The following is a 21,945-nucleotide window of genomic DNA, read 5'->3' as shown; positions in this document are numbered from 1 at the left end:
CGACCGAGACACCTAACTCAGACGATTCTGATCGTTGTGTAGGCAATGCCGCAAAATTCATAGCCGTTCTAGCGTTCGCCTTCAGACTGCAAATTTTGGCAATAGGAAAACCTTGAAAAGCCCGTGGAATGACGAAGATTGCTACCGAGCAGGCGTGGGTCGCGAGAGTCTGTACAAAGCATTTGCCCCTGGCGCTAAACCTCGTTTTGAAACAGTCCTTAAGGTGCTTCACTCACTTGGCATTGATCTACTGGCCCGGTCTGGACACTCCAGCAATCACTCGACTATTTGAGGCGCGCGACCGCGCTGCACCACCCACGCCAACGGCAACGTCACCAACAACATCCCCGCCAGCACCACCACCGCCACCGGCACACCCAACGCATCGCCCACTGCGCCAAATACCAACGGCGCCAGCGCTCCGCCGCCAATCGTGCCGGTGTAAAACACTGCAAACGCCTGCTCGCGTTTGCCGGCCCCCGCCAGGTCCGGCACTGCGCCGTAGAGCACCGAAGACGTGCCGTTCAACGCCAGGCCCAACACCGGCAACATCACCATCAAGCCACTCAGCGGCAGGTACACGGCTGCGACGATCAGCAGCGTTGTGCTGGTTTCCGTCAGCCAGACGGTTTTCATCATGCCGACGCAGGCACCCAGGTAGCCGCAGAGCAATTTGCCGAATGCACCGCCGATGAACAGCATAGTCAGGGCCAGGCCGATGCCCGCTGTGCCAGCACCTTTGGCCTGCAACAGGAATGGCAGGAACGTGAGAAACCCCATGCGCACGGCGCTATCAAGGGTGCCGGTGAGAATCAATGCACGCAGACCTGTGACGGAGCCCGTCCCACTGAGCGGCTTGGCTTTTTTTGCAGCGGCGGATTCGGAAACGGGAGCAGGCACCCACCACCACAGCAGCCCTGCTGCCACCAGACCGAGCAACCCAAGGAGTGTCGCACTGACGCGCCAGCTGATGACGGTCAGTAGCAGGCCAACCAACCCAGGAATCAGGGTTTTGCCGATGTCGCCGGAAAAGTTGTACTGGGACAGCGCCTGCTTGACGCCACCACCGGCCTCATAAGCGTCGGTGATCATCGAGGACGCCAGCGGGTGCTGGGTGCTCGCTCCCAGCCCACCCAATAGCAACGCCAGCAGCAACAGGCACAGCCCGGTGGCTTGTCCCACCAATAAGTAAGCCAGACCCGCAAGCGCGGTGCCACCCACCAGCAGCGGCACGCGGCCCCAGCGTGTGGCGGCGCGGCTGGCCATGAGTTGGAACACCGCCATCATCCCGGAGTAGGCGCCACGCAACAGGCCGATCTGGGCGTAGGACAAGGCGAACTGCGCTTGCCAGATTGGCAGCAGCACATAGATAACGTCGGTGAGCCCATCGTGTACGGCATGGGCGCTGCAACCGGCAATCAGCGAACGGCGGCGAGTGGATGTTTCGCGGGCGGGCACGGCGACGGAGTCGTTCATGGTGCCTGGATCAGCTCAGGTTTAAGCGGCTTCCAACCGGTCAGGGCGATCAGCAGGGTCAGCAATTGAAAGCCGATAATCAGCGCCACGCAGCCGGCCCAGCCCCAACGTTCCCAGATCAACGCAGGAACGATGGCACCGCAACTGCCGCCCAGGTAATAACAGGTCAGGTAAACCCCCACGGCGCCCGACTTGTGGTTACCGGCTGTGGCGCTGATGAAGGCATTGGCGGCGGCCTGGGCGAGAAAGACGCCGGTGGAACTCAGCGCCAGGCCCACCACAATGCACCACAACGACGGCGCCAGGGTCAGCGCCGAACCGCTGACGCCAAGCGCAGCGGCGACCGCCAGCAGCTCGGCGTGAGGCCTGGCTTTGCTGAGGCGCCCGGCGATGGGAATCACGATCAAGGCCAGCAGAAACACCATGTAAAGCGTCCCCAAGGCCGCTGGCCCCAGGTTGAACGGCGGCAGGCCAAGGTACAAACCCGCGTAAGTAAATGCCGCGACTTGGCAGAACAGCACGCAAAAACCTACGGCGTAAGCAGCCAACAAGGGTTTACGCAAAACACCAGAGGAAGCGGCTTTAAGCCGCTCGGTTCGAGGCCGGTTGGCAGGCAACAGAAACTGGATAAACCCACCGACCATCAGGCTCAATACCGCCAGCAACTCGAAGGCTTCCCGCCAGCCGACGTATTGCGTCATCACTCCGGTGACGAAGCGCCCGGCGAACCCGCCCAACACGGTGCCCGCCACATACAGGCTGGTGACTTCAGTCACCGTCCCGCCACTCCAACGGTCGCCGATGTAGGCGACGCTGGTGGCAAACACCACCGGTATCAACATGCCTTGCACAAACCGCCACACCAGTACTTCGGCAAAACTGTTGGCATAGGCGGTCATCAGCGCGGGCACCGCCAACAGCAGCGCGGCCACGGCGATCACCGTGCGCTGTGGGAGGCGGCCGGTCAGCCGGCTGACAAAGGGCGCAGTAATCGCCACAGCCAAAGTGGTGACCGTGATACTCCAGCCCGCGTCCTTGGCGCTGATATGAAACTGCGCGGCGAAGGTCGCGAGGATGCTCTGGGTCGCATAGAGATTAAGAAACGCCGCGCAGCCACACAGGAACAGGGCAAGGCGGGCACAATGCAGGCGCGGCTTCATGAAACCTCTCGTTTTATTTTGTGAGGTCTTTATAGAATGGCCGACGGGTCTTAAACCAATACCGATTTTGAACCGATCAATACCCAAGGATCAGGATGCTCGACCTACGCAAGCTGCGTTACTTTCTGACGGTCGCCGAAGAATTGCACTTCGGCCGCGCAGCACTTCGCCTGCACCTGGCCCAGCCGCCACTGACGCGGCAGATCTCGGCGCTGGAAGCGGAGTTGGGGTTCAAGCTGTTTGATCGCACCAGCCGCACGGTGTCCCTCACCGCTCAAGGCCGTTCGTTCTTGCCTTACGCGCGTGGCGTGTTGGAGCAGGTTGAGTTGGCGCAGGTCATCGCCAGCAAATTGGCAGCGGGCACCGCAGGCCAATTGGCACTCGGGTATGTGAGTTCAATCGCGCTGTCGGACCTTTTCAGCCAGGCGATCCAGGCCTTCGCCCAGCGCTTTCCCGATGTGCAGTTGACCTTGGTGGAGTGCGCCTCCGGCAGCTTGGGCGCGCAAGTGGCGGATGGGCGGCTGGATATCGGGCTGAGCCGCCTGTTGCCGCAAACAGGGGAAGTCCACGCGCTGTCGCTGGGCGAAGAGCGCTTGGTGGCAGCAGTGTCCAGTGACAGCCCGTTGGCCAGGCAGGCTGCCGTCAGCGTGGCGCAGCTCGGTGCTTTTCCGTTGATACTGTTCCCGGCAGATTACGGGTCGGGGTTGAACCAGTCCATCGAGCAACTTTACCGCCACCACGGCCAGCCCTTGCGCGCCGGGCCGACCGGGCGGCAGATCACTTCGATCATTGCGCTGGTAGCCGCCGGGCAAGGCGTGGCGCTGGTACCCGAATGCACGCAAAGTTTGATGAACAAAGGCGTGACGTATCGCCCGTTGGTGGAGGCGGATGCGTGCGCGCAGTTGCTGGCGCTGACCCCGGCGATAAGAAAAAATAGATTGGCTGAGGCATTTCTCAGTGTGCTGGCAGAGGTTTTACACACTCGGTAACGCCTTCGAAAAAACCCGCAATACCTCTCTCCGGCGCCATTCCTGCGCGGTCATACACTTCATTCAACGCTTACTGAAACGCCGGTCATCGACCGTCGGTAGGTAGAGTGTTGATAATTCATTTTAAGTGGTTATAGTCACCACCGACTCACACCACAAGGAGGTGATGTGGATAGCCGATATTTGATAGGTCACATTGTTGCGCACGGCTGGTACCTGGTGCGCACACGGGGCAGTCATCACCACTTCAAACACCCGACAAAACCGGGGTTAGTGACGATTCCTCATCCCAAGAAGGACCTGTTGGACAAAACCGCCAAGCGCATTTTGAAACAGGCTCTGCTCAGTTGACCGTCCCCGGAGGGCAATAGACATGCTTTACCCCATCGCAATTTCAACCGGTGACGAGAACCATGCCTGGGGCGTGGAAGTCCCGGATATTCCTGGCTGCTACTCTGCTGGCGATGATTTGGACGACGCCATGGCCATGGCCCGTGAGGCGATCGAAGGGCACTTCGAGATCCTTGCGGAAGATGGCGCGCCAATTCCCCGCGCGCAAAAAGTTACCGTGCATGCGGCCAACCCACAGTACGCCGGCTGCACTTGGGCCGTGGTGGACATTGATGTCACCAAGTACCTGGGCAAGGCGCAGAAACTCAACATCACCCTGCCCGGCTATCTGTTGAACCGTATCGATGAATACGTGCTGCATCACCCCGAAGAAAAAAGCCGCTCGGGTTTTCTGGCGTCGGCAGCGCTGAAGGTGCTGCAAAAAGAGGGATAGTTGCCATTCAGCATCGTCTGACGGTGGCGACGAACGAGCAGCGTAATCAGGCCCGTTCGTCAGCACTCAGTGCTTCGCTTTAGTCGTCACGCTGCCCGATGTGATTTTGTGGGTGGCCATTGGTAAAATTTCACCACTCATGGGGCTTCATAGAGCTCAGCATCTCTGACGGTGGCGACGAACGAGCAGCGTAATCAGGCCCGTTCGTCAGCACTCAGTGCTTCGCTTTAGTCGTCACGCTGCCCGATGTGATTTTGTGGGTGGCCATTGGTAAAATTTCACCACTCATGGGGCTTCATAGAGCCTCCAGGTCCTACGGGTACCCGCACTTCGCCGATTGGGTTTACTGGAACCTCTAAGCTCCGGGAGAATTTGATCGCAAGAAACGTAGTTTCCAGTCCGACGGGTAAAACTACAGTAGCGCTGTGCCTATAAATGCCTTTCGAGGAATCAGCTCATGTCCTACGAATACAAGCTCATGCCCTCCCCCGTTGGCCAGCTCACCCTGGTCGCGCGCGACGGCAAACTCAACGCCATCCTGTGGGAAAAAGAGCGCGCCAACCGCGTGCGTTTGGGTGAGTTGCAGGAGGCCAACGACAGCCCGGTGCTGTTGGAAGCCGAGCGCCAGTTGCGAGAGTATTTCGCCGGCACCCGCAACCAGTTCGAACTGGCACTGGATTTCACCGGTACAGCGTTTCAGAAACAAGTCTGGCAGGCGCTGTTAACCATCCCCTTTGGCGAAACCCGCAGCTACAGCCAGATCGCCCAGCAGATCGGCAACCCCAAAGCGGTGCGTGCGGTGGGCGCTGCCAACGGGCGCAACCCGATCTCGATCATTGCGCCTTGCCACCGCGTCATCGGCGCTTCAGGCGGGTTGACCGGGTTTGCCGGAGGGCTTGAGGCCAAGCAGTATCTGTTGGCGCTCGAGGATCGCGGTCAAGTGAAACTTGCCTTGTGATTACGAAAGACAACTTTGTTCAACTATCCCAATTGTAAAAAGAAATTTCACCGTGTAGCTGCGGTCAGTATTTTCATCACCCACCTATTAGGAAAACGGTCATGAAATTCTCCGCAGTCTCCCAATCTCTTTCGCGCTGGGCAGGCAGTGCCCGGACGTTTTATGCGGCCGTCGCGTTGATTTTTCTGTGGAGCCTGAGCGGGCCGTACTTTCACTACAACGACACCTGGCAGCTGATCATCAACACCTCGACCACCATCATTACCTTCCTGATGGTGTTCCTGATCCAAAACACGCAAAACCGCGACAACGACATCCTGCATATCAAGATTGATGAGCTGCTGCGCGTGTCCAAGGATGCGCAGAACGCTGTGTTGAGCCTGGATGGGCTAGACCGCAAAGAGTTGGAGCACCTGCGCGGGCAATATCGCAGCATCGGCGACACCGGCAGCGTCAGCCTAAACAGCAATTGCGGTGAAGTGGTGGACGATGCGCTGCCGAGTAAAACCGACCTGAACCAGGCATAAAAAACGGCGATTGGAAATCATCCAACCGCCGTTTTTCATTTCATGTGACGGATTCAACCGTCGCCTTGATGACCTTTACCGTAGGTCGACGCCAGGGCACGGGCTTTTTGCAAACGCTCTTGCAGCTTAGGCAGCGTCTCGTCCACCAGCGCTTTTATCTCGGGCACATCCGAGGCCGCGCCTTCTTTCTTGAACAAGGCGATGGCGTCTTCGTTTTCCTTGACCTGCTGCGCGGTGTAAGCGGCGTCAAAGGAGTCGCCATCCTTGAGTTCGGGCATCAAGGTTTCGGCTTTGTCGACGATCTTCTCGCGCGGAGCCACCGGCAAGTCGAGCTTCTTGGCGATCGCCGCCAGATGCTGATTGGCGAGGGTGCGCTCGTTGATCACCTCGATGGTGTAGTCCTTGATTTCCTGGGACGAAGTTTTGGCGTGGGCCATGCGACTGGTTTCGATATCGGCCATACCTTTGGCCGAAGCCTGCTCGATGAATTCAGCAGGCGACTGGGCGAAAGCATTGCTGGCGCCGAGGCCCAGCAGCATCGCGAAACTGGCGGTGCGTAACCGGATAGCCATGCGGCTCATGATGGGTTCCTCCAGGGCAAAAATAGGTGCGGGGAAATACACCCCGCCCTGAATTCGAATTTTCAGGGCGGCAAAGGTTTAGAAAAAACTTCCCTGTGCGACGAACGGTCGCCGTCACATCAGGCCGGTTTGCTGCCGAACAGTCCTGGCAATGCGTGCGCCAGCGCATTGATGGCGAAGCCGATGAACATCACACCGCACAGTTTGGTGATCAGGATTTCATGGCGCTGATACACCGTGCGCACGCGCTGGGCGCCCACCACGCCGATCAGAATCGCGTAGGCCAGCAGGCCACCGATGAAGCTCAGGAAGATCAACGACGGCAGCATCGCCCAGGTCAGCAACTCGGCACGGCTGGACAACAGCGCGGTAAATGTCGCCACCGCCACCGGGTAGGCCTTTGGGTTGGTCAGGCCGAACAGAATGCCGTGCCAGAACGGATGCCGCGCCGCGCCCTGAGGTGCATCACTGCTGCGACGCTGGGTGCGAATGGCGCGCCAGCCGAGCCAGAACAAATACAAGCCGCTGAGCACACCGAGTACATCAAAGGCACTGCTGCCGACTTCCCGCGCACCAACAATGGCGATCAGCGCAGTACTGCACCACACCACGTCCCCCAGCAAATGCCCGCACAGAAAACCCGCACCGGCGCGGCGGCCACGCGCAGCGCCAATGCCGAACACGGCCAGGACGCCCGGGCCTGGGGTAATCCCGTAGATAAAGCCCGAAGCGAGGACGGCGAGCAGCAAGGATGGGGTCATGGGCGCGACTCTGACAGACGGTTGAGAGGTGCAAGGATTCTGCACGTTCTGGGGCTATGGGTAAAACTTCATTCCTGCATAAGGCTTGGCGCGACAGGCGTGCAGACGCGAGGCTAAATCGCCCACATGCAGTTCGAGTTTGTGGCCATCGGGGTCGAGAAAGTAGAACGAAGCGCCTTCGCTGCGGTTGTCGCGCCACTCCTGGACCTTTGCCGCGCGCAGGCGCGACACCAGCGCGGGGAAATCACTGACAGCGGCGGTGAACGCATAGTGGGTGTACTCCGCTGCGGGTTCTGACGTACGCGACGGATCGAGCGACAAACACAGCCACAAACCGGGCAGTGAGAGGTAGGCGCCGTTGTCCCAGGTCGCATCAAGCTGAAGGTGCAGCAGCTGATGGTAGAAGTTGACGCTGCGGTTCAAATCGGTGACGGCAAGGGTCAGGTGGTTGAGGCCTGAGAGCATGGTGGGCTTCCTGTTATCGGTGGCTTTCGGACAATACACCCTGCACCTGCCCAATCAACCACTGCAATCCCGAATCCCCACCCCGCCGTGCATGCCACGCCAGCTCAAAGGCAAACGAGGGAATATGAAACGGCGGCGGTACGGCCAGCAAATGCTGCTGATCAATGTTGGGTACGCCTCTGGATGACACCGTCAAAATCAGGTCGGTGCCCTGGATCAACTGCGGCGCCACGCCCCAATGCGGCAGGCTGATCGCCACATGCCGCCGCTCACGAATCGCCGTCAACGCCCGCTCGATTTCCGGCGTGCCGCTGCCGCGCATTTCCAGCAGCACATGGGGGCGCGACAGGTAGGTGGGCAGGTCGAGCGTGCCGTTTGCCGGCAGGCTGTCGCGGTCCACCAGGCAGGTGTAATGCTCCTCGAACAACGGCGTGGTGCGCAGTTCAGCGGGCATGTCGGGGAATACCCCAGCGGCCAAGTCAATGTCGCCATTGAGCACGCCGTCCACCATGCCTTCGCGGCTGGCCTGGATGATTTGCAGGTCGATACCGGGCGCCTCATGACGCAGAACGCGAACCAAACCGGGTAGCAAAATCGCCGCGCTGTAGTCCGACATTGCCACGCGAAACCTACGCTTAGCCGACGCCGGGTCAAATCGGTTCGGCGCCAGCAGCGCCTGCACCTGAGCCAAGGCTTCAGCCAGCGGCGTCGCCAACTCCAGCGCGCGCGCCGTCGGCACCAACGTGCCGCCCTGGCGCACCAGCAACGGGTCATTCAACACATCCCGCAGGCGCGCCAACGCATGGCTGACCGCTGGCTGGCTAAGGTGCAGACGCTCAGCGGCACGGGTGACATGTTGCTCGCTGAGCAAGGCATCCAGGACCACCAGCAGGTTGAGGTCGATGCGGCGCAGATCATTCATCAGCTGCATGCTCGGCATAAGAAATTGGAATTTAAATTTGCGCGACGAATAGCCTAGAGTCCAGCAAAACCTCTGGGAGATTCGCAATGACGACGTTGCATTGGTTGGGTTTGTTGGCGCTGGCGGTGATCGCCGGCGCAGTAGTACCGTTTCAAAGCGCGATCAATGCCAACCTCGGGCGCGGGCTCGGCCACCCGTTGTGGGCCACGCTGGCGTCACTGTTGGTGAGCATTATTGTGCTATTGCCGGTGATTCTGGCATTGCGTTTACCACTGCCGAGCCTGGCGTTTATCACTAAAGCGCCGCTGTGGATGTGGGCCGGCGGTGCATTTGGCGTGTGCTTTATTTCCCTGGCATTGGTGCTGCTGCCCAAGCTCGGTGCGTCGGGGTTTATCGCCTTGGCCATGGCCGGGCAGATTCTCGCTTCGCTGCTGCTTGATCACTTTGGCCTGTTCGGCCTGGTGGAACGCCAACTGACAACGCCCCGGGTGCTGGGGGCGTTGCTGTTGATCGGTGGGGTGGCGTTGATTCAGTTCAGCAGCACGCCCGCCCGTGCGTTGGCAACGGCGGGCTGATCAGGCCTTGTCCAGCGTGCGCAGTTTTTGCGGCAAGCCCCACAGCAATAGCGCCGCCGCCAACAGCGCGCACACACCGATCACGTACAGCGCCGGGGTGGTGCTGCCAGTAAGGTCCTTGATCCGCCCCACCATCACCGGGCTCACAATGCCGCCGAACTGGCCAAGGGTATTGATCACCGCAATGCCACCGGCGGCACCGGCACCGGCGCCGGCCAGCAGTTTGGGCGGCAAGGTCCAGAAGGTCGGGATTGCGGCGATGATGCCAGCGCCCAGGAGGCCCAAGGCGATGATCAGGAAGGTGGTGTGGTCGGCAAAGATCCCGGCACTGAAGAAACCCACCGCACCTAACACCACCAGGCCGCAGACAAACTTGCGCCGCTCGCCAGTGGCGTCCGACAACCGCCCGATCACCAGCATGCTGATCGCACCGCACACATACGGAATCGCAGTGAGCAGGCCGATCATCACCGGGCTCTGGGTGCCGGCGCTGCGGATCAATTGGGGCGCCCAGAAGTTGAGGCCGTAGGACGCGACCTGGATCAGGAAGTAGATAAACCCGAGCATCAGGAAGCCTGGAATGCGGATCGCCGACAGCAGCGAGCCACCGTGCTGGTTCGGCTCGTGCTTGGCGATGCGGCTCGACAGCAAGGTCTTCTCCGCCGGCGTGAGCCAATGCGCGTCTTCAATGCGGTCCTTGAGCAACGTCAGCACCAGAAAGCCCAGGCCGATGCAGGGCAAGCCGCCGAGCAGGAATAGCCAGTGCCAGCCGCGCATCTGCAGCACGCCGTCGAGATGCTCCAACACCAGCCCCGAGAACGGCGCGCCGACCAAGCCTGCGAAGGCCGAAGCCAGAAACAGCAGCGAGGTGATGCGCCCACGAAAGTGCTGCGGGAACCACAAGGTCAGGTAATACAACACGCCCGGCGCAAACCCTGCCTCCATCGCACCGATGATGAAACGCAGGCCGTAGAACTGCCACTCGGCGGTGACAAACACCATGGCCGCCGTGGCCAGGCCCCACGACATCATGATCCGCGCGATCCAGCGCCGCGCGCCGACCTTGTACAGCATCATGTTGCTGGGCACTTCGAAGATCACATAGCCGACCACGAACAGCCCGGCGCCCAAGCCGTAAGCGGTGTCGCTCAGGCTCAGGTCGGTTTGCAGTTGGAACTTGGCAAAGCTGATGTTGATGCGGTCGAAAAACGCGAACAGGTAGCACACCATGATCAGCGGCATCAGGCGCCAGGCGACCTTGCTGACCAGGGCTTTTTCGGCATCGATCTCAGCAGCCGGGCGCAGGCCTGCCTCTAACGTATTAGTGCTCATGCATTTTCTCCAGCGGGCTGCTCAAAGGCGCCCGATTGTTTTTGTTGTCTGGTGCGGCGTTACAGCGTGGCGATATAAGCCGGTGGCGGGTGCAGGTCGCCATTGCGCCCGGCCTTGGCCACTTGGCCGGGCAGCGCATGGCCGAGCAGAGCCGGCAGGCGGCGGGACATGTGCAGCAGGTGCGGCAGGTCGATGCCGGTGTGAATACCGACTTCGTCACACAGGTTGACCAAATCTTCGGTGCAGATATTGCCCGACGCCCCCGGCGCGAATGGGCAGCCACCCAGGCCACCTAACGCCGCATCAAAACGCCGTGCGCCAGCTTCATAAGCCGCCAGCACATTGCACAACCCCAGGCCGCGCGTGTTGTGAAAATGCAGGGTCAGGTCGCTGGCCGGAACGCGCTCCAACACGCGCGTGACCAGACGCTGCACCTGGCGCGGGTTGGCCATGCCGGTGGTGTCGGCCAGGGTGATGCCCTGGATGCCCAACTCGCGGTAGGCATCGACAATTTGCAGCACACGGTCTTCAGCAATCTTGCCTTCGAACGGGCAACCGAAGGTGGTGGCGATGCTGCCGTTGAGGCGCACCGAGTAGTCGGCGGCGAAGCTGACGATAGCGCCAAACGCGGCCAATGACGCTTCGCAACGCATGCGCATGTTGGCCAGGTTGTGGGTCTGGCTGGCGGACATCACCAGGTTCAGCTCATCGGCGCGGGACTCGATGGCGCGCTGGGCGCCTTTGAGGTTGGGGATCAGCGCCACATAGATCACACCGGGTTTACGCTGGATGCCCTGGAACACCTGCTCGCCATCGCGCAACGCGGGGATGGCCTTGGGGGAGACGAACGAGCCGGCTTCGATCCGCGAAAACCCGGCCAAGGCCAGCTCATTAATCAGCGTGATCTTGTCGGCGGTTTCGACCCAGGTGGGTTCAATTTGCAGACCATCGCGCGGGGACACTTCCTGCACGATCAGCGGGTCGGAATAATCGGTGATCATTGCACCACTCCCAAGGTTCTCAAGCGTTGGATATCGGCCCCGGTCAGGCCCAGGCCGGCGAGGATGTCGTCGGTGTGCTGGCCCAGTGTCGGGCCTTGCCAGTTCACCGCGCCTGGGGTTTCGGAAAGTTTGGGCACAATGCCGGGCATTTTTACCGACACGCCGCCGGGCAGTTCGGCATTGAGCAGCATGTCACGCGCCTGGTAGTGCGGGTCGCTGACGATATCGGCCACCGAGTAGATGCGCCCGGCCGGCACTTCTGCCGCTTCCAGAGCGCTGAGCACTTGGTCGATGGGCAGGCTACTGGTCCAGTGGGTGATCGCGGCGTCGAGCAAACCGCTTTTCGCCGCACGGCCATCGTTATGGGCAAACTCCGGCGCTTCGGCCAAGTCGGCGCGGCCGATGGTGGTCATCAGACGCTTATAGATCGGGTCGCTGTTACCAGCGATCACCACGTAAGCGCCATCGGCGGTCAGGTAGGTGTTGGAGGGCGCGATGCCGGGCAAGGCGCCGCCGCTGCGTTCGCGCACATGGCCGAGCATGTCGTATTCGGGCACCAGGCTTTCCATCAGGTTGAACACGCTTTCGGCCAGGGACACATCGACAACCTGCCCGTCGCCCTGCCCGGTCTTGACCCGCAGCAGCGACATCAGCGCGCCGATCACGCCATGCAGGGAAGCGAGGGAGTCGCCCAGGCTCACACCCACTCGCGCCGGTGGCGAGTCCGGGTTGCCGGTGGTGTAGCGGATGCCGCCCATGGCCTCGCCGATGGCACCGAAGCCTGGGCGGTCACGGTAAGGGCCGGTCTGGCCGTAGCCGGAGATGCGTACCAGGGTCAGCTTGGGGTTGAGGGCGTGCAACACATCCCAGCCCAGGCCGAGTTTTTCCAGGCCGCCGGGGCGCAGGTTTTCGATCAGCACGTCGGCGTCGCCGAGCAGTTGCTTGATCACGCCCAGGCCTTCCGGGGACTTGAGGTCCAACGCCAGCGACTTTTTGTTGCGCGATTGCAGGTACCACCACAATGAGGTGCCTTCGTGCAGTTTTCGCCATTTACGAAGCGGGTCGCCCTGGCCCATGGCTTCGATCTTGATCACCTCGGCGCCGAACTCGGCCATCAGCCGGGCGGCGAACGGCGCGGCAATCAGGGTGCCGATCTCAATCACCTTGATACCGGTCAATGGAGCCGTCATGGGGTGAGCCTCTTATTCTTGGAATGTGAGGGCAAGGCTAGAGGATAGGCGTAGGAGAAATCCAACCGTCAGTTGGCAAGGAGCGTTCGCGAAACACGAACAACAATAATCACAATCGACTGACCGGCGACAACTGCGCCTCATCGCGCACCACTACGATCAAGCTGCGATCCGACCAAGCATCCGTCAGCGGCACCGCGTGCAACCCCAACGCGCGGCCAAACAGTTCATAGGCTTTTTGCGGCAGGATGCCAATGCCCATGTTCGCCTGAACCATCCGGCACATCGCATCAAACCCCGGCACATGGATGCGCAGGCGCAGCATCTTGCCCGCCTCGCGCGCAGCCGCATGGGTGCGCATATTGATCGAGCTGGCGGCATGTAAACCCACGTAATCACTGCCTAACGTTTCGGCAAAGGCCAAGGATTGGCGGGTAGCCAACGGATGATCTGCCGGCATCAGCACCACCAGTTTGTCGTGCCGATAGGTCACGCTGGGCAGGCCTTTAGTGTCCGTGTCGCTGGAGCAAATGCCCAAATCGGCCACGCCATCCAGCACACCCTGCACCACGCCATTGCTGGGGCGTTCCTCCAGATCAGTTTTCACCTCAGGATGCAGCGCGGAAAAATCCCGCAGGTCTTCCGGTAAGAACTGAATGATCGCCGACAGATTGGCCAGCATGCGCACATGACCGCGCACGCCATGGCTGTGTTCGCCCAATTCCAGGCCCATTTTTTCGACGTTGAACAGCATCTGCCGCGCATGGTGCAACAGGGTTTCGCCCGCCGCCGTCAGGTCCATGCCCTTGGCCCGGCGCACGAACAGGCTGACGCCCAGCACCTGTTCCAGTTCCATCAGGCGCTTGCTCGCCGCCGACACCGCAATGGCTTCACGGGCCGCAGCGCGGGTCAGCGTGCCTTCCTCAAACACCGCAACGAACAGTTGCAAAGTGATCAGGTCCAGGCGACGCACCAGGCTCTTGTGCAGCATCAGCGACGCTCAGAGGCCAGGCGATTGATCTCGGCCTGCTCCACCACCGCGTTCGGCGCGCCATGGCGTACCGCCGCCAACATTGCCTGGCCGACGGTCTCGGTGCTCACGACCCAGCCCGGCTTGACCCGACGTACGAAAGAGAGCGCCGGCCCGAGTACGGAATAGAAGGATTGGTACAGCGGCGTTTTCGAACGCACGCCATGCAGCGGCTGAATCACCCCTGGCCGAAACAGGTACACCGCCTTGAACGGTAGGCGCAGCAACGCGTTTTCAGTCTTGCCCTTGATCCGCGCCCACATCGACTTGCCCGCCTCGGAGCTGTCGGTGCCGGCGCCGGACACGTAGATAAAGGTCATCTGCGGATTAAGTCGCGCCAAGGTGCTGGCCGCAACCAGCGTCAGGTCATAGGTGAGGTGGGTGTACTGGGTTTCATTCATGCCCGCCGACGAAACGCCGAGGCAGAAGAAACAGGCATCAAAACCTTGCAGCAGGTTTTCCAGGGGATGGAAATCCAGCATGTCGCTGTGCAGCACCTGGTGCAGCTTGCCGTGCTCCTGGGTCAAGGGCGTGCGGCCGACCGCGACAACTTCCTGCACGTCAGCGGCCAACAGGCACTCGCGCAGCACGCCCTGACCGACCATGCCGGTGGCGCCGAATAACAGAACTCTCATGGGTGGACCTCAGCGGCAAGCCGCAAGCTTCATGCTCAAGTTAAATGCAGTTCGGCTTGTAGCTTACCGCTTGCAGCGTGCGGCTGCCCCTTTAGAAAGCGCTGCGAAAGATCTCCTCAATCTGACGCTGATCGGCCCGCCGCGGGTTGGTCAGGCCACAGGCATCCTTCAACGCATTAGTGGCCAGCAGCGGAATGTCCTGCAACTTGGCGCCCAGTTCACGCAAGCCGGCGGGAATCTCAACGTCGAGGGCCAACGTGCGAATGGCGGTGATGGCAGCCTGGGCGCCCTCTTCCGGGGTGATGCCCTTGATATCAGCGCCCAACGCGCGCGCCACGTCGCTCAAGCGCTTGGCGCAGACACTCGCGTTGAAGCTTTGCACATGCGGCAGTAACACCGCGTTGCACACGCCGTGGGGCAAGTCGTACAGGCCGCCGAGTTGGTGGGCCATCGCATGTACAAAGCCCAGGGACGCATTGTTAAAGGCCATCCCAGCGAGAAACTGCGCATACGCCATGTTTTCCCGCGCGGCCTTGTCGGTACCGTCGCGCACGGCCAGGCGCAGGTTGGCGCTGATCAGTTCGATGGCCTTGATCGCGCAGGCGTCGGTGATCGGCGTGGCGGCGGTGGACACATAGGCTTCGATGGCGTGCGTCAGCGCGTCCATGCCGGTCGCGGCGGTCAGGCCCTTGGGCATGCCGACCATCAGCGTCGGGTCGTTGACCGACAGCAGCGGCGTGACGTTGCGGTCGACGATGGCCATTTTCACGTGACGGGTTTCGTCGGTGATGATGCAGAAGCGGGTCATCTCGCTGGCGGTGCCGGCGGTGGTGTTGATGGCCACCAGTGGCAGCTGCGGCTTGCTGGACTGATCGACGCCTTCGTAGTCGCCGATATGCCCACCATTGGTGGCGCACAGCGCGATGCCCTTGGCGCAGTCATGGGGCGAGCCGCCGCCCAGCGACACCACAAAATCGCAAGCATTGGCCTCCAACATCACCAGGCCTTTCTCGACGTTTTCCACATTGGGGTTGGGCTTGGCGCCGTCGTAGATCACCGAGTCGATGTCCTGCATCGCCAGCTTCTCGGCGATCATGCTGGCCACGCCCGCTTTGGCCAGGCCCACGTCGGTGACGATCAGCGCCCTGCGAAAGCCGTAATTGCGGATGGCCGTCATGGCTTCGTCGAGGCAGTCGGTGCCCATGATGTTGACGGCGGGAATAAAGAAGGTGCTGCTCATGGTCAATCCTCAGAGGCGTTATGCCTACAGGATCAACCTGACTTGCCTGCGCCATCTTGATCAGGATCAACGCCCGCTCGTGATAAAGTCATCACCCAGCCGATTTTGAGTAGACCCGCCGCAATGAAGGATTTCCAGGATATTGACGCCCACCTTGAAGACTGGAGCGCGCTGCGCAGCGCCGTCGATTTCAGTGGGATTCTGATCGGCAACGGCGCGAGCCGTGTGATTTGGGAAGACTTTGCCTACGATTCGCTGTTCGAAAACGCCCGTACCGTCGAAGAAAAACCCCTCAGCCAATCCGAGCTGAGTGTGTTCGACGCCCTGCAAACCCGCAGTTTTGAACAGGCGCTGGGCGCGTTGAAGACCACCAGCCGGGTCAACAAGGCCCTGGCGGTCAGCTCGGCGGCGCCGCGCAATCGCTACTACGCGATCAAGGAAGCGCTGATCAATACCATCCACGCCGTGCACATTCCGTGGCGTCTGGTGCAGCCGTCGACGCTGGCGACGATCAACGCGGAACTGGCTCGCTACCCCACGGTATTCACCAGCAATTACGACCTGCTCAACTACTGGGCGATCCTGCACACGCCAGGCATCGACGACTTGTTCCGCAGCGCCGATGCCAGCTTTGACCTGCGCAACACCCGCACAGAGGCCACGCGCATCCTCTACCTGCACGGCGGCCTGCACCTGGTGCGCAACCTCGACGGTACGGCGCGTAAATTGCCGTCCACCGACAGCACTCTGCTCAGCAGTTTTGCGATCAACAACACGATCAAGACGTTGGACGACGTGCCGCTGTTTGTCAGCGAAGGCAAGGTGGAAGAGAAGCTCAAGACCATCCGCAGTTCGGACTATTTGTCGTTCTGTTATGAGCAACTGCTGACCCATGAGGGTGCGCTGTGCCTCTTCGGCCACGACCTGGGCCCGCAGGATAGACACCTGGTGGATGCGCTTCGCCAGGCCAAACTGACCACACTGGCGATTTCGGTATCGGGCCGCAGCGACGGGTTTATTCGCCAGCAGAAGCGTCGGTACTCGGCGTTGTTTGAGGGCAGCGGTGTGGCGTTGAAGTTTTTTGCGGCGCGTACGCACCCGTTGGGTCATTCGGCGTTGTCAGTGCCGGTCGAACGCTGAGCCCCCGAACAAAGCAGATCAACATGTGGGAGCAGGCTTGCCAGCTCCCAACGACAAAGCAGATCAACATGTGGGAGCAGGCTTGCCAGCTCCCACATTGATTGCATTTCAAATAACGGTCACCGTCATTCTTCCGAACTGTGCACCACCACCAACAACTGCGCCTGTACTTCCCCGACCGAACGAATCCGGTGGGGCTTCTGCGCATTGAAGTGCAGCGCATCGCCCCGCTCCAGGATCACCCGCTCGTTCATGAAATCCACTTGCGCACCAGGCTGACTGGCGCGGGAACTGTTCTATCGCCAGTTGCCGCTGCTGGAATTCATCCTCAAGGGTGGTTTGCCGGCGACGATCAAGGCCGGGTTTTGCGCAGTGCAGCGCATCGCCCCGCTCCAGGATCACCCGCTCGTTCATGAAATCCACTTGCGCACCAGGCTGACTGGCGCGGGAACTGTTCTATCGCCAGTTGCCGCTGCTGGAATTCATCCTCAAGGGTGGTTTGCCGGCGACGATCAAGGCCGGGTTGCGCATGAACGGGTTGGAAGCCGGCGACCCCGTCTTCCGGTATTCCCGTTAGGCGACAGCGCACGCGATCCGCTGAAGACGCTGTTGGCAGCCGTCTGAATAAAAAATGCCCCGGCACGCCGCTTGAGTAGGACTTTATTCACTAGCCCGTAGGATTAAAGGCTATGCCCAGCGTATTGCCAGCCAGGCATCAGCATTTACCACAAGACAAATGACAATAATTCTCGATATCATTCGCGACTTCTCTACGTCGTGCTTCGTCAAGAAGGATATCCATGCCTCGTCCCAAGCCCGACCCGTTGTCGGCCGATACCTTTCGCGGGTTTTATGCAGACATTCTGTATTTCCTGCGCAAACGCACGGACAACGCCAGCGACGCGGCAGACATGACCCAGGATGTCTTCACCCAATGGCTGGGCTACCGCGACCGGGCCAAGGTCGAGCAGCCACGGGCGTTTCTGTTCCAGATGGCGCGCAACCTGCTGCGCGATCACTGGCGTAAGCAGAAGGTACGGCAGACCGTCCACTCTGACCCGACCGAAAGGGACGCCGAGCCGGTCACCGATGAGCAAAACGACCCCATGGCCGCCGCGCAGCGTTTGCAGCGCCTGGAACAGTTGAAAGAAGTCCTCGCCGAACTCTCGCCCCGCAGGCGAGAAGCCCTTATGCTGCATCGCTTCGAAGGCCTGAACCAGGCGCAGATCGCCGAGCGCATGGGCATTTCGACCAGCATGGTGGAAAAGCACATCGCTTTTGCCCTGCTGCATTGCAAGCGACGCCTTCAACAAGAACCCGGCACGGAGCAGCCAGAATGAACCGCCTGAGCGACATCGACGCCCTGGATATCGAAGCGAGCGACTCCATCGATGCCCAAGCCGCCAGCTGGTTTGCCCGCAACCGCAACGATGCGGGGCGAACCGAGCGCAAGGCCTTTGCCGCCTGGCTGGCCGTGCCCGCCCATGCCCGCGCCTATGCCGAATTCGAGCAACTGTGGGCCGACCTCGCCCAGTTGCAGCAACTGAGCAAACCCGTGCCGCTGCCCAAACGCAAACCCTCTCTCTGGCGCCCGGCCCTGGCCGTGGCTGCCGCCGTGGTCTGTGCCGTGCTGGCCACGCACATCGGCGCACCGCGCGAGCTGTATCACAGCCAAATTGCCGCGCACGCCAAAGGCATGCGCACCTTGAACCTGCCCGACGGCAGCACCCTGTTTGTGAATGCCAACACGCGCCTGCGCGTGGATTTCAGCGCCCACCAGCGCATCCTTCATTTGGACAAGGGCCAGCTGTACATCGAAGTCGCCGCCGACAAGGAACGGCCGCTGTACGTGCAAGCTGGCGAGGCGAATGTGCGGGTGGTCGGCACCGGTTTCGACGTGCGGCGCAGCCAGCAGCAACTGGTGGTCAGCGTCGCCCATGGCCAGGTGGCCTTCGCGCCGGACGCCAAAAGCCCGGTGACCTTGCTCGGCGCCCAACAGCGCGCCGCCTATAACTACGCCAAGGGCACTGTGCAGCAACAAACCCTTAGCGCTGGAGAAGTGGCGGATTGGCGCAGCGGGCACCTGTCGTTTCGCAACCGCGACCTGGCCAGCCTGATCGACGAGCTGAGCCTCTACCGGCCCCAGGCCCCCTTGCACGTCAGCAAATCAGTGGCGCAACTGAAGGTCTCGGGCAACCTGGATGTGAATGACCCGGACGCCCTGCTCAACGCCCTGCCGGCCCTGCTACCGGTGAAAACCGTGGCCTCGGCCGATGGTGTGATGAGAATCGAACCGAGCAAGTAAGGCCCGCGAACCCTCATTTGAGAATATTTTGCATTCGCATGTGTGGTTTTTTTCAACCTGCCCCGTCTTCCTCCGGACTGTGTTTGATCTGCACACCTTTTTGGCTATTTAGCCACCCCGGGGGATTCCATGTTTCGCGCGCCTTGCCACGCTTCGCACCTGTTTCTTCGACCGACGCTGATTGCCACCTGCCTGGCGTTCAGCCTCAGTGCCCAGGCTGAATCACTCAAGCTGCAACTGCCTGCCCAGTCACTGGCCACGTCCCTGAGCCAGGTGGCTCAGCAGGCGAAAATCCAGCTGCTATTCGATGAAACACTGCTCAAGAACGTACAGGCGCCGGCGCTCAACGGTGAGTTCACCCCGGAAGTGGCGATTCGCAGCCTGCTGAAAAACGGCGCGTTCACCCTGATCAAGGTCGGCACCACCTACGTGGTGCGCCCCGACGAGGGCAAGACCACCCACAGCGGCGCCATCCAATTGGACGCCCTCAGCGTGATCGGCACCGGTAACGAGGTCGACTCCGCCACCGTCAACCGCTCCACCCTGAGCCAGGCCGACATCGATCGGTACCAGTCCAATAACATCCCCAGTTTGCTACAGACCTTGCCCGGCGTGAGCCAGGGCGGTTCGCTGAAACCTGGCGGCCAGACCATTAACATCCGGGGTTTCGGCGATGCCGAAGACGTGCCTCTGACCGTCGACGGCGCCACCAAAAGCGGCTTTGAGCGCTACCAGCAAGGCACCGTGTTTATCGAGCCCGAGCTGATCAAAAGCATCGAAGTGGAAAAAGGCCCGACCTCCCCGTTCACCGGCAACGGCGGCTTCGGCGGCACGGTGAACATGACCACCAAGGACGCCCCGGATCTGCTCAAAGACGGCCGCAACAGCGGCGCGATGCTCAAGTACGGTTACTCCAGCAACGACCACGAACAGGTCTACAGCGGCGCCGTGTATGGCCGCACCGACGACGGCCGTTTTGACGCGCTGGCCTACCTGACCCAACGCGACGGCGGCGACATGAAGGTGGCCGCTAAGCTGCCCAACGAGGACAACCTGTTCCCGATCAACCCCCAGCGCCTGCCCAACAGCGCCCAGGATGTGGACGGCAAATTGTTCAAGGTCAACGCGCACCTGACCGATGAGCACAGTGTCGGGCTGTCCTACTCGCGCTCCCACAGCAACCGCTGGACACCGTTTTCCGCCGCCAGCTACCCGGCGCCGCCGACCCAGGCCCAGATCGACCGCTACGGCTACGAAGGCGCGTTGACGCGTTTTTTAGCCCACCGCGACACCGTCGACACCACCTGGTCGGGCAAGTATGAATACCAGCCGCTGGACAACCCGCTGGTAGACCTGACCGTCAAGTATTCGCAGTCCAACACCGACCAGACCGACGAGCGCAACGCCAGCGCGTTTTTCCAGCTGGCCACCGGCGGCCGCAAGATGGACACGTCCTATACCGACAAGAACCTCGACATCCGCAACGTCAGCCTGTTTGACACCGGCCCCTTGCAGCATGCAGTCACCGTCGGCGGGCAGATCCGCAAACACGCGCGAGAAACCGAGATGTGGATACCCGGTAAAACCTACGACACCGCGCGCTACAACTACGGGCATTTCCAGCCGGGCTTCATGCCCCACGGCAAAGTCGACACCAATAGCTTCTTTGTCCAGGATGCGGTCACCGTGGGCGATGTAACCATCACCCCGTCCCTGCGCTACGACCATGTGCGCAACCGCGGCGAAGCCAACGATGCGCCTTACTACAGCAACCCGAACCCGGCCGTCGGCCACGATTACAGCGACCGCACCTACACCGGTTGGTCACCGCGCCTGGCGCTGTTCTGGAACGTCACCCCGCACCTGGGGCTGTTCGCCAACTGGAGCAAGACCTGGCGCGCGCCGGTCATTGATGAACAATATGAAGTGCAAGGCCTGGGCAGCCGCACCGCCACCAGCGTCGACCTCGACCCCGAGCGCATCACCTCGATCAGCGTCGGCAGCGTGACCAGCTTCGACAACCTGATCGCCGAGGACGACAACCTGCAAATACGCACCACGTTGTTCCATAACAAAGTCGAAGACGAAATCTTCAAGGCCACCGGCGTCGGCTGCCAGAACCAGGCCATCAACGGCGGTACGATTGCCAATGCTTGCCCACCGGGTGCGATGCCCAACTACCGCAACATCGGCGGCCTGACCATCAAGGGCGTTGAGCTGGAATCGTTCTACAACTCCACCTACCTGTTTGGCTCGGTGTCGTTCGCCTACGCCAAAGGTGACCACGAAGGCGCCTACACCAACCCCTGGGGCCCGAACGTGGCAGCACGCGACATTCCACCGACCAAATGGGTGCTGGTACTGGGCACCAACATTCCCGCCTGGGATGCCCAAGTGGGCTGGACGGGCCAGTTCATCGGCGCCACCGACCGCTTGCCCAGCGACAAATATTCCGGCGGACCGGGCAGCAGCTTAGGCGATCTGTTCTATGACCAGTACGGCAACAAGGCCTACAACACCCAAGGCCTGTTCGCCAAATGGAAGCCGCAACAGGCCTACCTGAAAGGCACCGAAGTGAACTTCACCGTGGACAACCTGTTCAACAATAACTTCCGCCCAGCCTTGAGCGGCGATCGCGCCTATACCAAAGGCCGTGATGCGAAGATCAGCGTTACGCGGTTCTTCTGATTGTGGGAGCTGGCTTGCCTGCGATACAGGCGACTCGGTGTATCAGGCATCTCGAGGTGATGCTATCGCAGCATAGGTATCTACACATCTTTTTTAACATCACAGGCTAAAAGCAACACAAAAAGTTGCGTAGATACCCATGGCTATCGCAGGCAAGCCAGCTCCCACACGACCTCAACTGTACGG

Annotated in this window: 22 protein-coding genes and 3 pseudogenes; 12 read left to right on the top strand and 13 right to left on the bottom strand. The window is 60.9% G+C overall.

Annotated elements, in window-relative coordinates:
• Positions 1-116: 116 nt before the first annotated feature.
• A pseudogene (locus GJU48_RS25085) lies at positions 117-292 on the top strand (addiction module antidote protein); the annotation flags it as partial.
• Here the strand turns inward: GJU48_RS25085 and GJU48_RS06730 are convergent.
• Together GJU48_RS06730 and GJU48_RS06725 are read right to left on the bottom strand one after the other, a co-directional pair.
• Positions 277-1,476: an MFS transporter gene (locus GJU48_RS06730; RefSeq protein ID WP_094951020.1), complete on the bottom strand. Its 1,200-nt coding sequence runs from the start codon at positions 1,474-1,476 to the stop codon at positions 277-279. The pseudogene GJU48_RS25085 and the gene GJU48_RS06730 sit on opposite strands and share 16 nt — an antisense overlap.
• On the bottom strand, positions 1,473-2,636 hold the full coding sequence (locus GJU48_RS06725) for an MFS transporter (RefSeq protein ID WP_094951021.1): 1,164 nt from the start codon (positions 2,634-2,636) through the stop codon (positions 1,473-1,475). Before GJU48_RS06725 ends, GJU48_RS06730 begins: the two co-directional genes overlap by 4 nt.
• 95 nt (positions 2,637-2,731) lie before the next feature.
• On the opposite strand from GJU48_RS06725, the gene GJU48_RS06720 reads away from it, so the two are divergent.
• The 5 genes from GJU48_RS06720 (at position 2,732) to GJU48_RS06700 (ending at position 5,894) form a co-directional block, all read left to right on the top strand.
• On the top strand, positions 2,732-3,625 hold the full coding sequence (locus GJU48_RS06720; RefSeq protein WP_094951022.1) for a LysR family transcriptional regulator: 894 nt from the start codon (positions 2,732-2,734) through the stop codon (positions 3,623-3,625).
• Positions 3,626-3,793: 168 nt separating this feature from the next.
• Positions 3,794-3,976 (top strand): type II toxin-antitoxin system HicA family toxin, encoded by a 183-nt coding sequence (locus GJU48_RS06715; protein ID WP_094951023.1) that lies wholly within the window; start codon positions 3,794-3,796, stop codon positions 3,974-3,976.
• A 22-nt stretch (positions 3,977-3,998) separates the two neighbouring features.
• Positions 3,999-4,409 carry a type II toxin-antitoxin system HicB family antitoxin gene (locus tag GJU48_RS06710; RefSeq protein WP_094951024.1) on the top strand — a complete coding sequence of 137 codons (411 nt, stop codon included), beginning with the start codon at positions 3,999-4,001 and terminating at the stop codon, positions 4,407-4,409.
• Positions 4,410-4,866: 457 nt separating this feature from the next.
• Positions 4,867-5,367, top strand: coding sequence for a methylated-DNA--[protein]-cysteine S-methyltransferase (locus GJU48_RS06705; protein ID WP_094951025.1), 501 nt, complete (start codon positions 4,867-4,869; stop codon positions 5,365-5,367).
• Positions 5,368-5,468: 101 nt separating this feature from the next.
• Positions 5,469-5,894 carry a low affinity iron permease family protein gene (locus GJU48_RS06700; RefSeq protein ID WP_094951027.1) on the top strand — a complete coding sequence of 142 codons (426 nt, stop codon included), beginning with the start codon at positions 5,469-5,471 and terminating at the stop codon, positions 5,892-5,894.
• A gap of 53 nt (positions 5,895-5,947) precedes the next feature.
• Here GJU48_RS06700 and GJU48_RS06695 read toward each other — a convergent pair whose 3' ends face one another.
• From GJU48_RS06695 to GJU48_RS06680, 4 genes are all read right to left on the bottom strand, one after another.
• Positions 5,948-6,475, bottom strand: a complete 528-nt coding sequence (locus tag GJU48_RS06695) for a DUF4142 domain-containing protein (protein WP_094951028.1) — start codon at positions 6,473-6,475, stop codon at positions 5,948-5,950.
• Positions 6,476-6,594: 119 nt separating this feature from the next.
• Positions 6,595-7,236 (bottom strand): LysE family translocator, encoded by a 642-nt coding sequence (locus GJU48_RS06690; RefSeq protein WP_094951029.1) that lies wholly within the window; start codon positions 7,234-7,236, stop codon positions 6,595-6,597.
• A gap of 54 nt (positions 7,237-7,290) precedes the next feature.
• Complete coding sequence (fos, locus tag GJU48_RS06685; protein WP_094951030.1) at positions 7,291-7,701, bottom strand: fosfomycin resistance glutathione transferase; 411 nt, start codon at positions 7,699-7,701, stop codon at positions 7,291-7,293.
• Positions 7,702-7,714: 13 nt separating this feature from the next.
• Complete coding sequence (locus GJU48_RS06680; RefSeq protein WP_242154873.1) at positions 7,715-8,632, bottom strand: LysR family transcriptional regulator; 918 nt, start codon at positions 8,630-8,632, stop codon at positions 7,715-7,717.
• A 77-nt stretch (positions 8,633-8,709) separates the two neighbouring features.
• On the opposite strand from GJU48_RS06680, the gene GJU48_RS06675 reads away from it, so the two are divergent.
• Complete coding sequence (locus tag GJU48_RS06675) at positions 8,710-9,198, top strand: DMT family transporter (protein ID WP_094951032.1); 489 nt, start codon at positions 8,710-8,712, stop codon at positions 9,196-9,198.
• Here the strand turns inward: GJU48_RS06675 and GJU48_RS06670 are convergent, their stop codons facing one another.
• The 6 genes from GJU48_RS06670 to yiaY form a co-directional block, all read right to left on the bottom strand.
• Positions 9,199-10,530, bottom strand: a complete 1,332-nt coding sequence (locus tag GJU48_RS06670; RefSeq protein ID WP_094951033.1) for an MFS transporter — start codon at positions 10,528-10,530, stop codon at positions 9,199-9,201. It abuts the gene before it with no gap.
• Positions 10,531-10,589: 59 nt separating this feature from the next.
• Positions 10,590-11,531: a hydroxymethylglutaryl-CoA lyase gene (locus GJU48_RS06665; RefSeq protein WP_094951034.1), complete on the bottom strand. Its 942-nt coding sequence runs from the start codon at positions 11,529-11,531 to the stop codon at positions 10,590-10,592.
• A complete protein-coding gene (locus GJU48_RS06660; protein ID WP_094951035.1) occupies positions 11,528-12,721 on the bottom strand; it encodes a CaiB/BaiF CoA transferase family protein in 1,194 nt (397 codons plus the stop codon). Before GJU48_RS06660 ends, GJU48_RS06665 begins: the two co-directional genes overlap by 4 nt.
• Before the next feature lie 109 nt (positions 12,722-12,830).
• Positions 12,831-13,712, bottom strand: a complete 882-nt coding sequence (locus GJU48_RS06655) for a LysR family transcriptional regulator (protein WP_155295948.1) — start codon at positions 13,710-13,712, stop codon at positions 12,831-12,833.
• Positions 13,712-14,386 (bottom strand): NAD(P)H-binding protein, encoded by a 675-nt coding sequence (locus GJU48_RS06650; protein ID WP_094951037.1) that lies wholly within the window; start codon positions 14,384-14,386, stop codon positions 13,712-13,714. The genes GJU48_RS06655 and GJU48_RS06650 overlap by 1 nt, the downstream gene beginning before the upstream one ends.
• Positions 14,387-14,477: 91 nt before the next feature.
• The gene (yiaY, locus tag GJU48_RS06645) at positions 14,478-15,626 is read right to left on the bottom strand and encodes an L-threonine dehydrogenase (protein WP_094951038.1); all 1,149 of its coding nucleotides are present in this window, start codon (positions 15,624-15,626) and stop codon (positions 14,478-14,480) included.
• Positions 15,627-15,749: 123 nt separating this feature from the next.
• Between yiaY and GJU48_RS06640 the strand changes: the two genes are divergently transcribed.
• Positions 15,750-16,766, top strand: coding sequence for a DUF4917 family protein (locus GJU48_RS06640; protein WP_094951039.1), 1,017 nt, complete (start codon positions 15,750-15,752; stop codon positions 16,764-16,766).
• Between the two features lie 125 nt (positions 16,767-16,891).
• On the opposite strand, the pseudogene GJU48_RS06635 reads toward GJU48_RS06640, so the two are convergent.
• Positions 16,892-17,032, bottom strand: a pseudogene (locus GJU48_RS06635) (cupin domain-containing protein); the annotation flags it as partial.
• 176 nt (positions 17,033-17,208) lie between these two features.
• Here GJU48_RS06635 and GJU48_RS06630 point away from each other — a divergent pair.
• The 4 genes and pseudogenes from GJU48_RS06630 to GJU48_RS06615 form a co-directional block, all read left to right on the top strand.
• Positions 17,209-17,390, top strand: a pseudogene (locus GJU48_RS06630) (dihydrodipicolinate synthase family protein); the annotation flags it as partial.
• A gap of 176 nt (positions 17,391-17,566) precedes the next feature.
• Positions 17,567-18,106 (top strand): RNA polymerase sigma factor, encoded by a 540-nt coding sequence (locus GJU48_RS06625; RefSeq protein ID WP_094951041.1) that lies wholly within the window; start codon positions 17,567-17,569, stop codon positions 18,104-18,106.
• The gene (locus tag GJU48_RS06620) at positions 18,103-19,071 is read left to right on the top strand and encodes a FecR family protein (protein WP_094951042.1); all 969 of its coding nucleotides are present in this window, start codon (positions 18,103-18,105) and stop codon (positions 19,069-19,071) included. The genes GJU48_RS06625 and GJU48_RS06620 overlap by 4 nt, the downstream gene beginning before the upstream one ends.
• Positions 19,072-19,200: 129 nt before the next feature.
• Positions 19,201-21,759 (top strand): TonB-dependent receptor, encoded by a 2,559-nt coding sequence (locus GJU48_RS06615; protein ID WP_094951043.1) that lies wholly within the window; start codon positions 19,201-19,203, stop codon positions 21,757-21,759.
• Positions 21,760-21,945: the final 186 nt, after the last annotated feature.

This window comes from Pseudomonas sp. IB20 (assembly GCF_009707325.1).
Classification (GTDB): domain Bacteria; phylum Pseudomonadota; class Gammaproteobacteria; order Pseudomonadales; family Pseudomonadaceae; genus Aquipseudomonas.
Note: the sequence above shows the minus strand (reverse complement) of the source record. Positions and strands in the feature narration are given on the sequence as shown.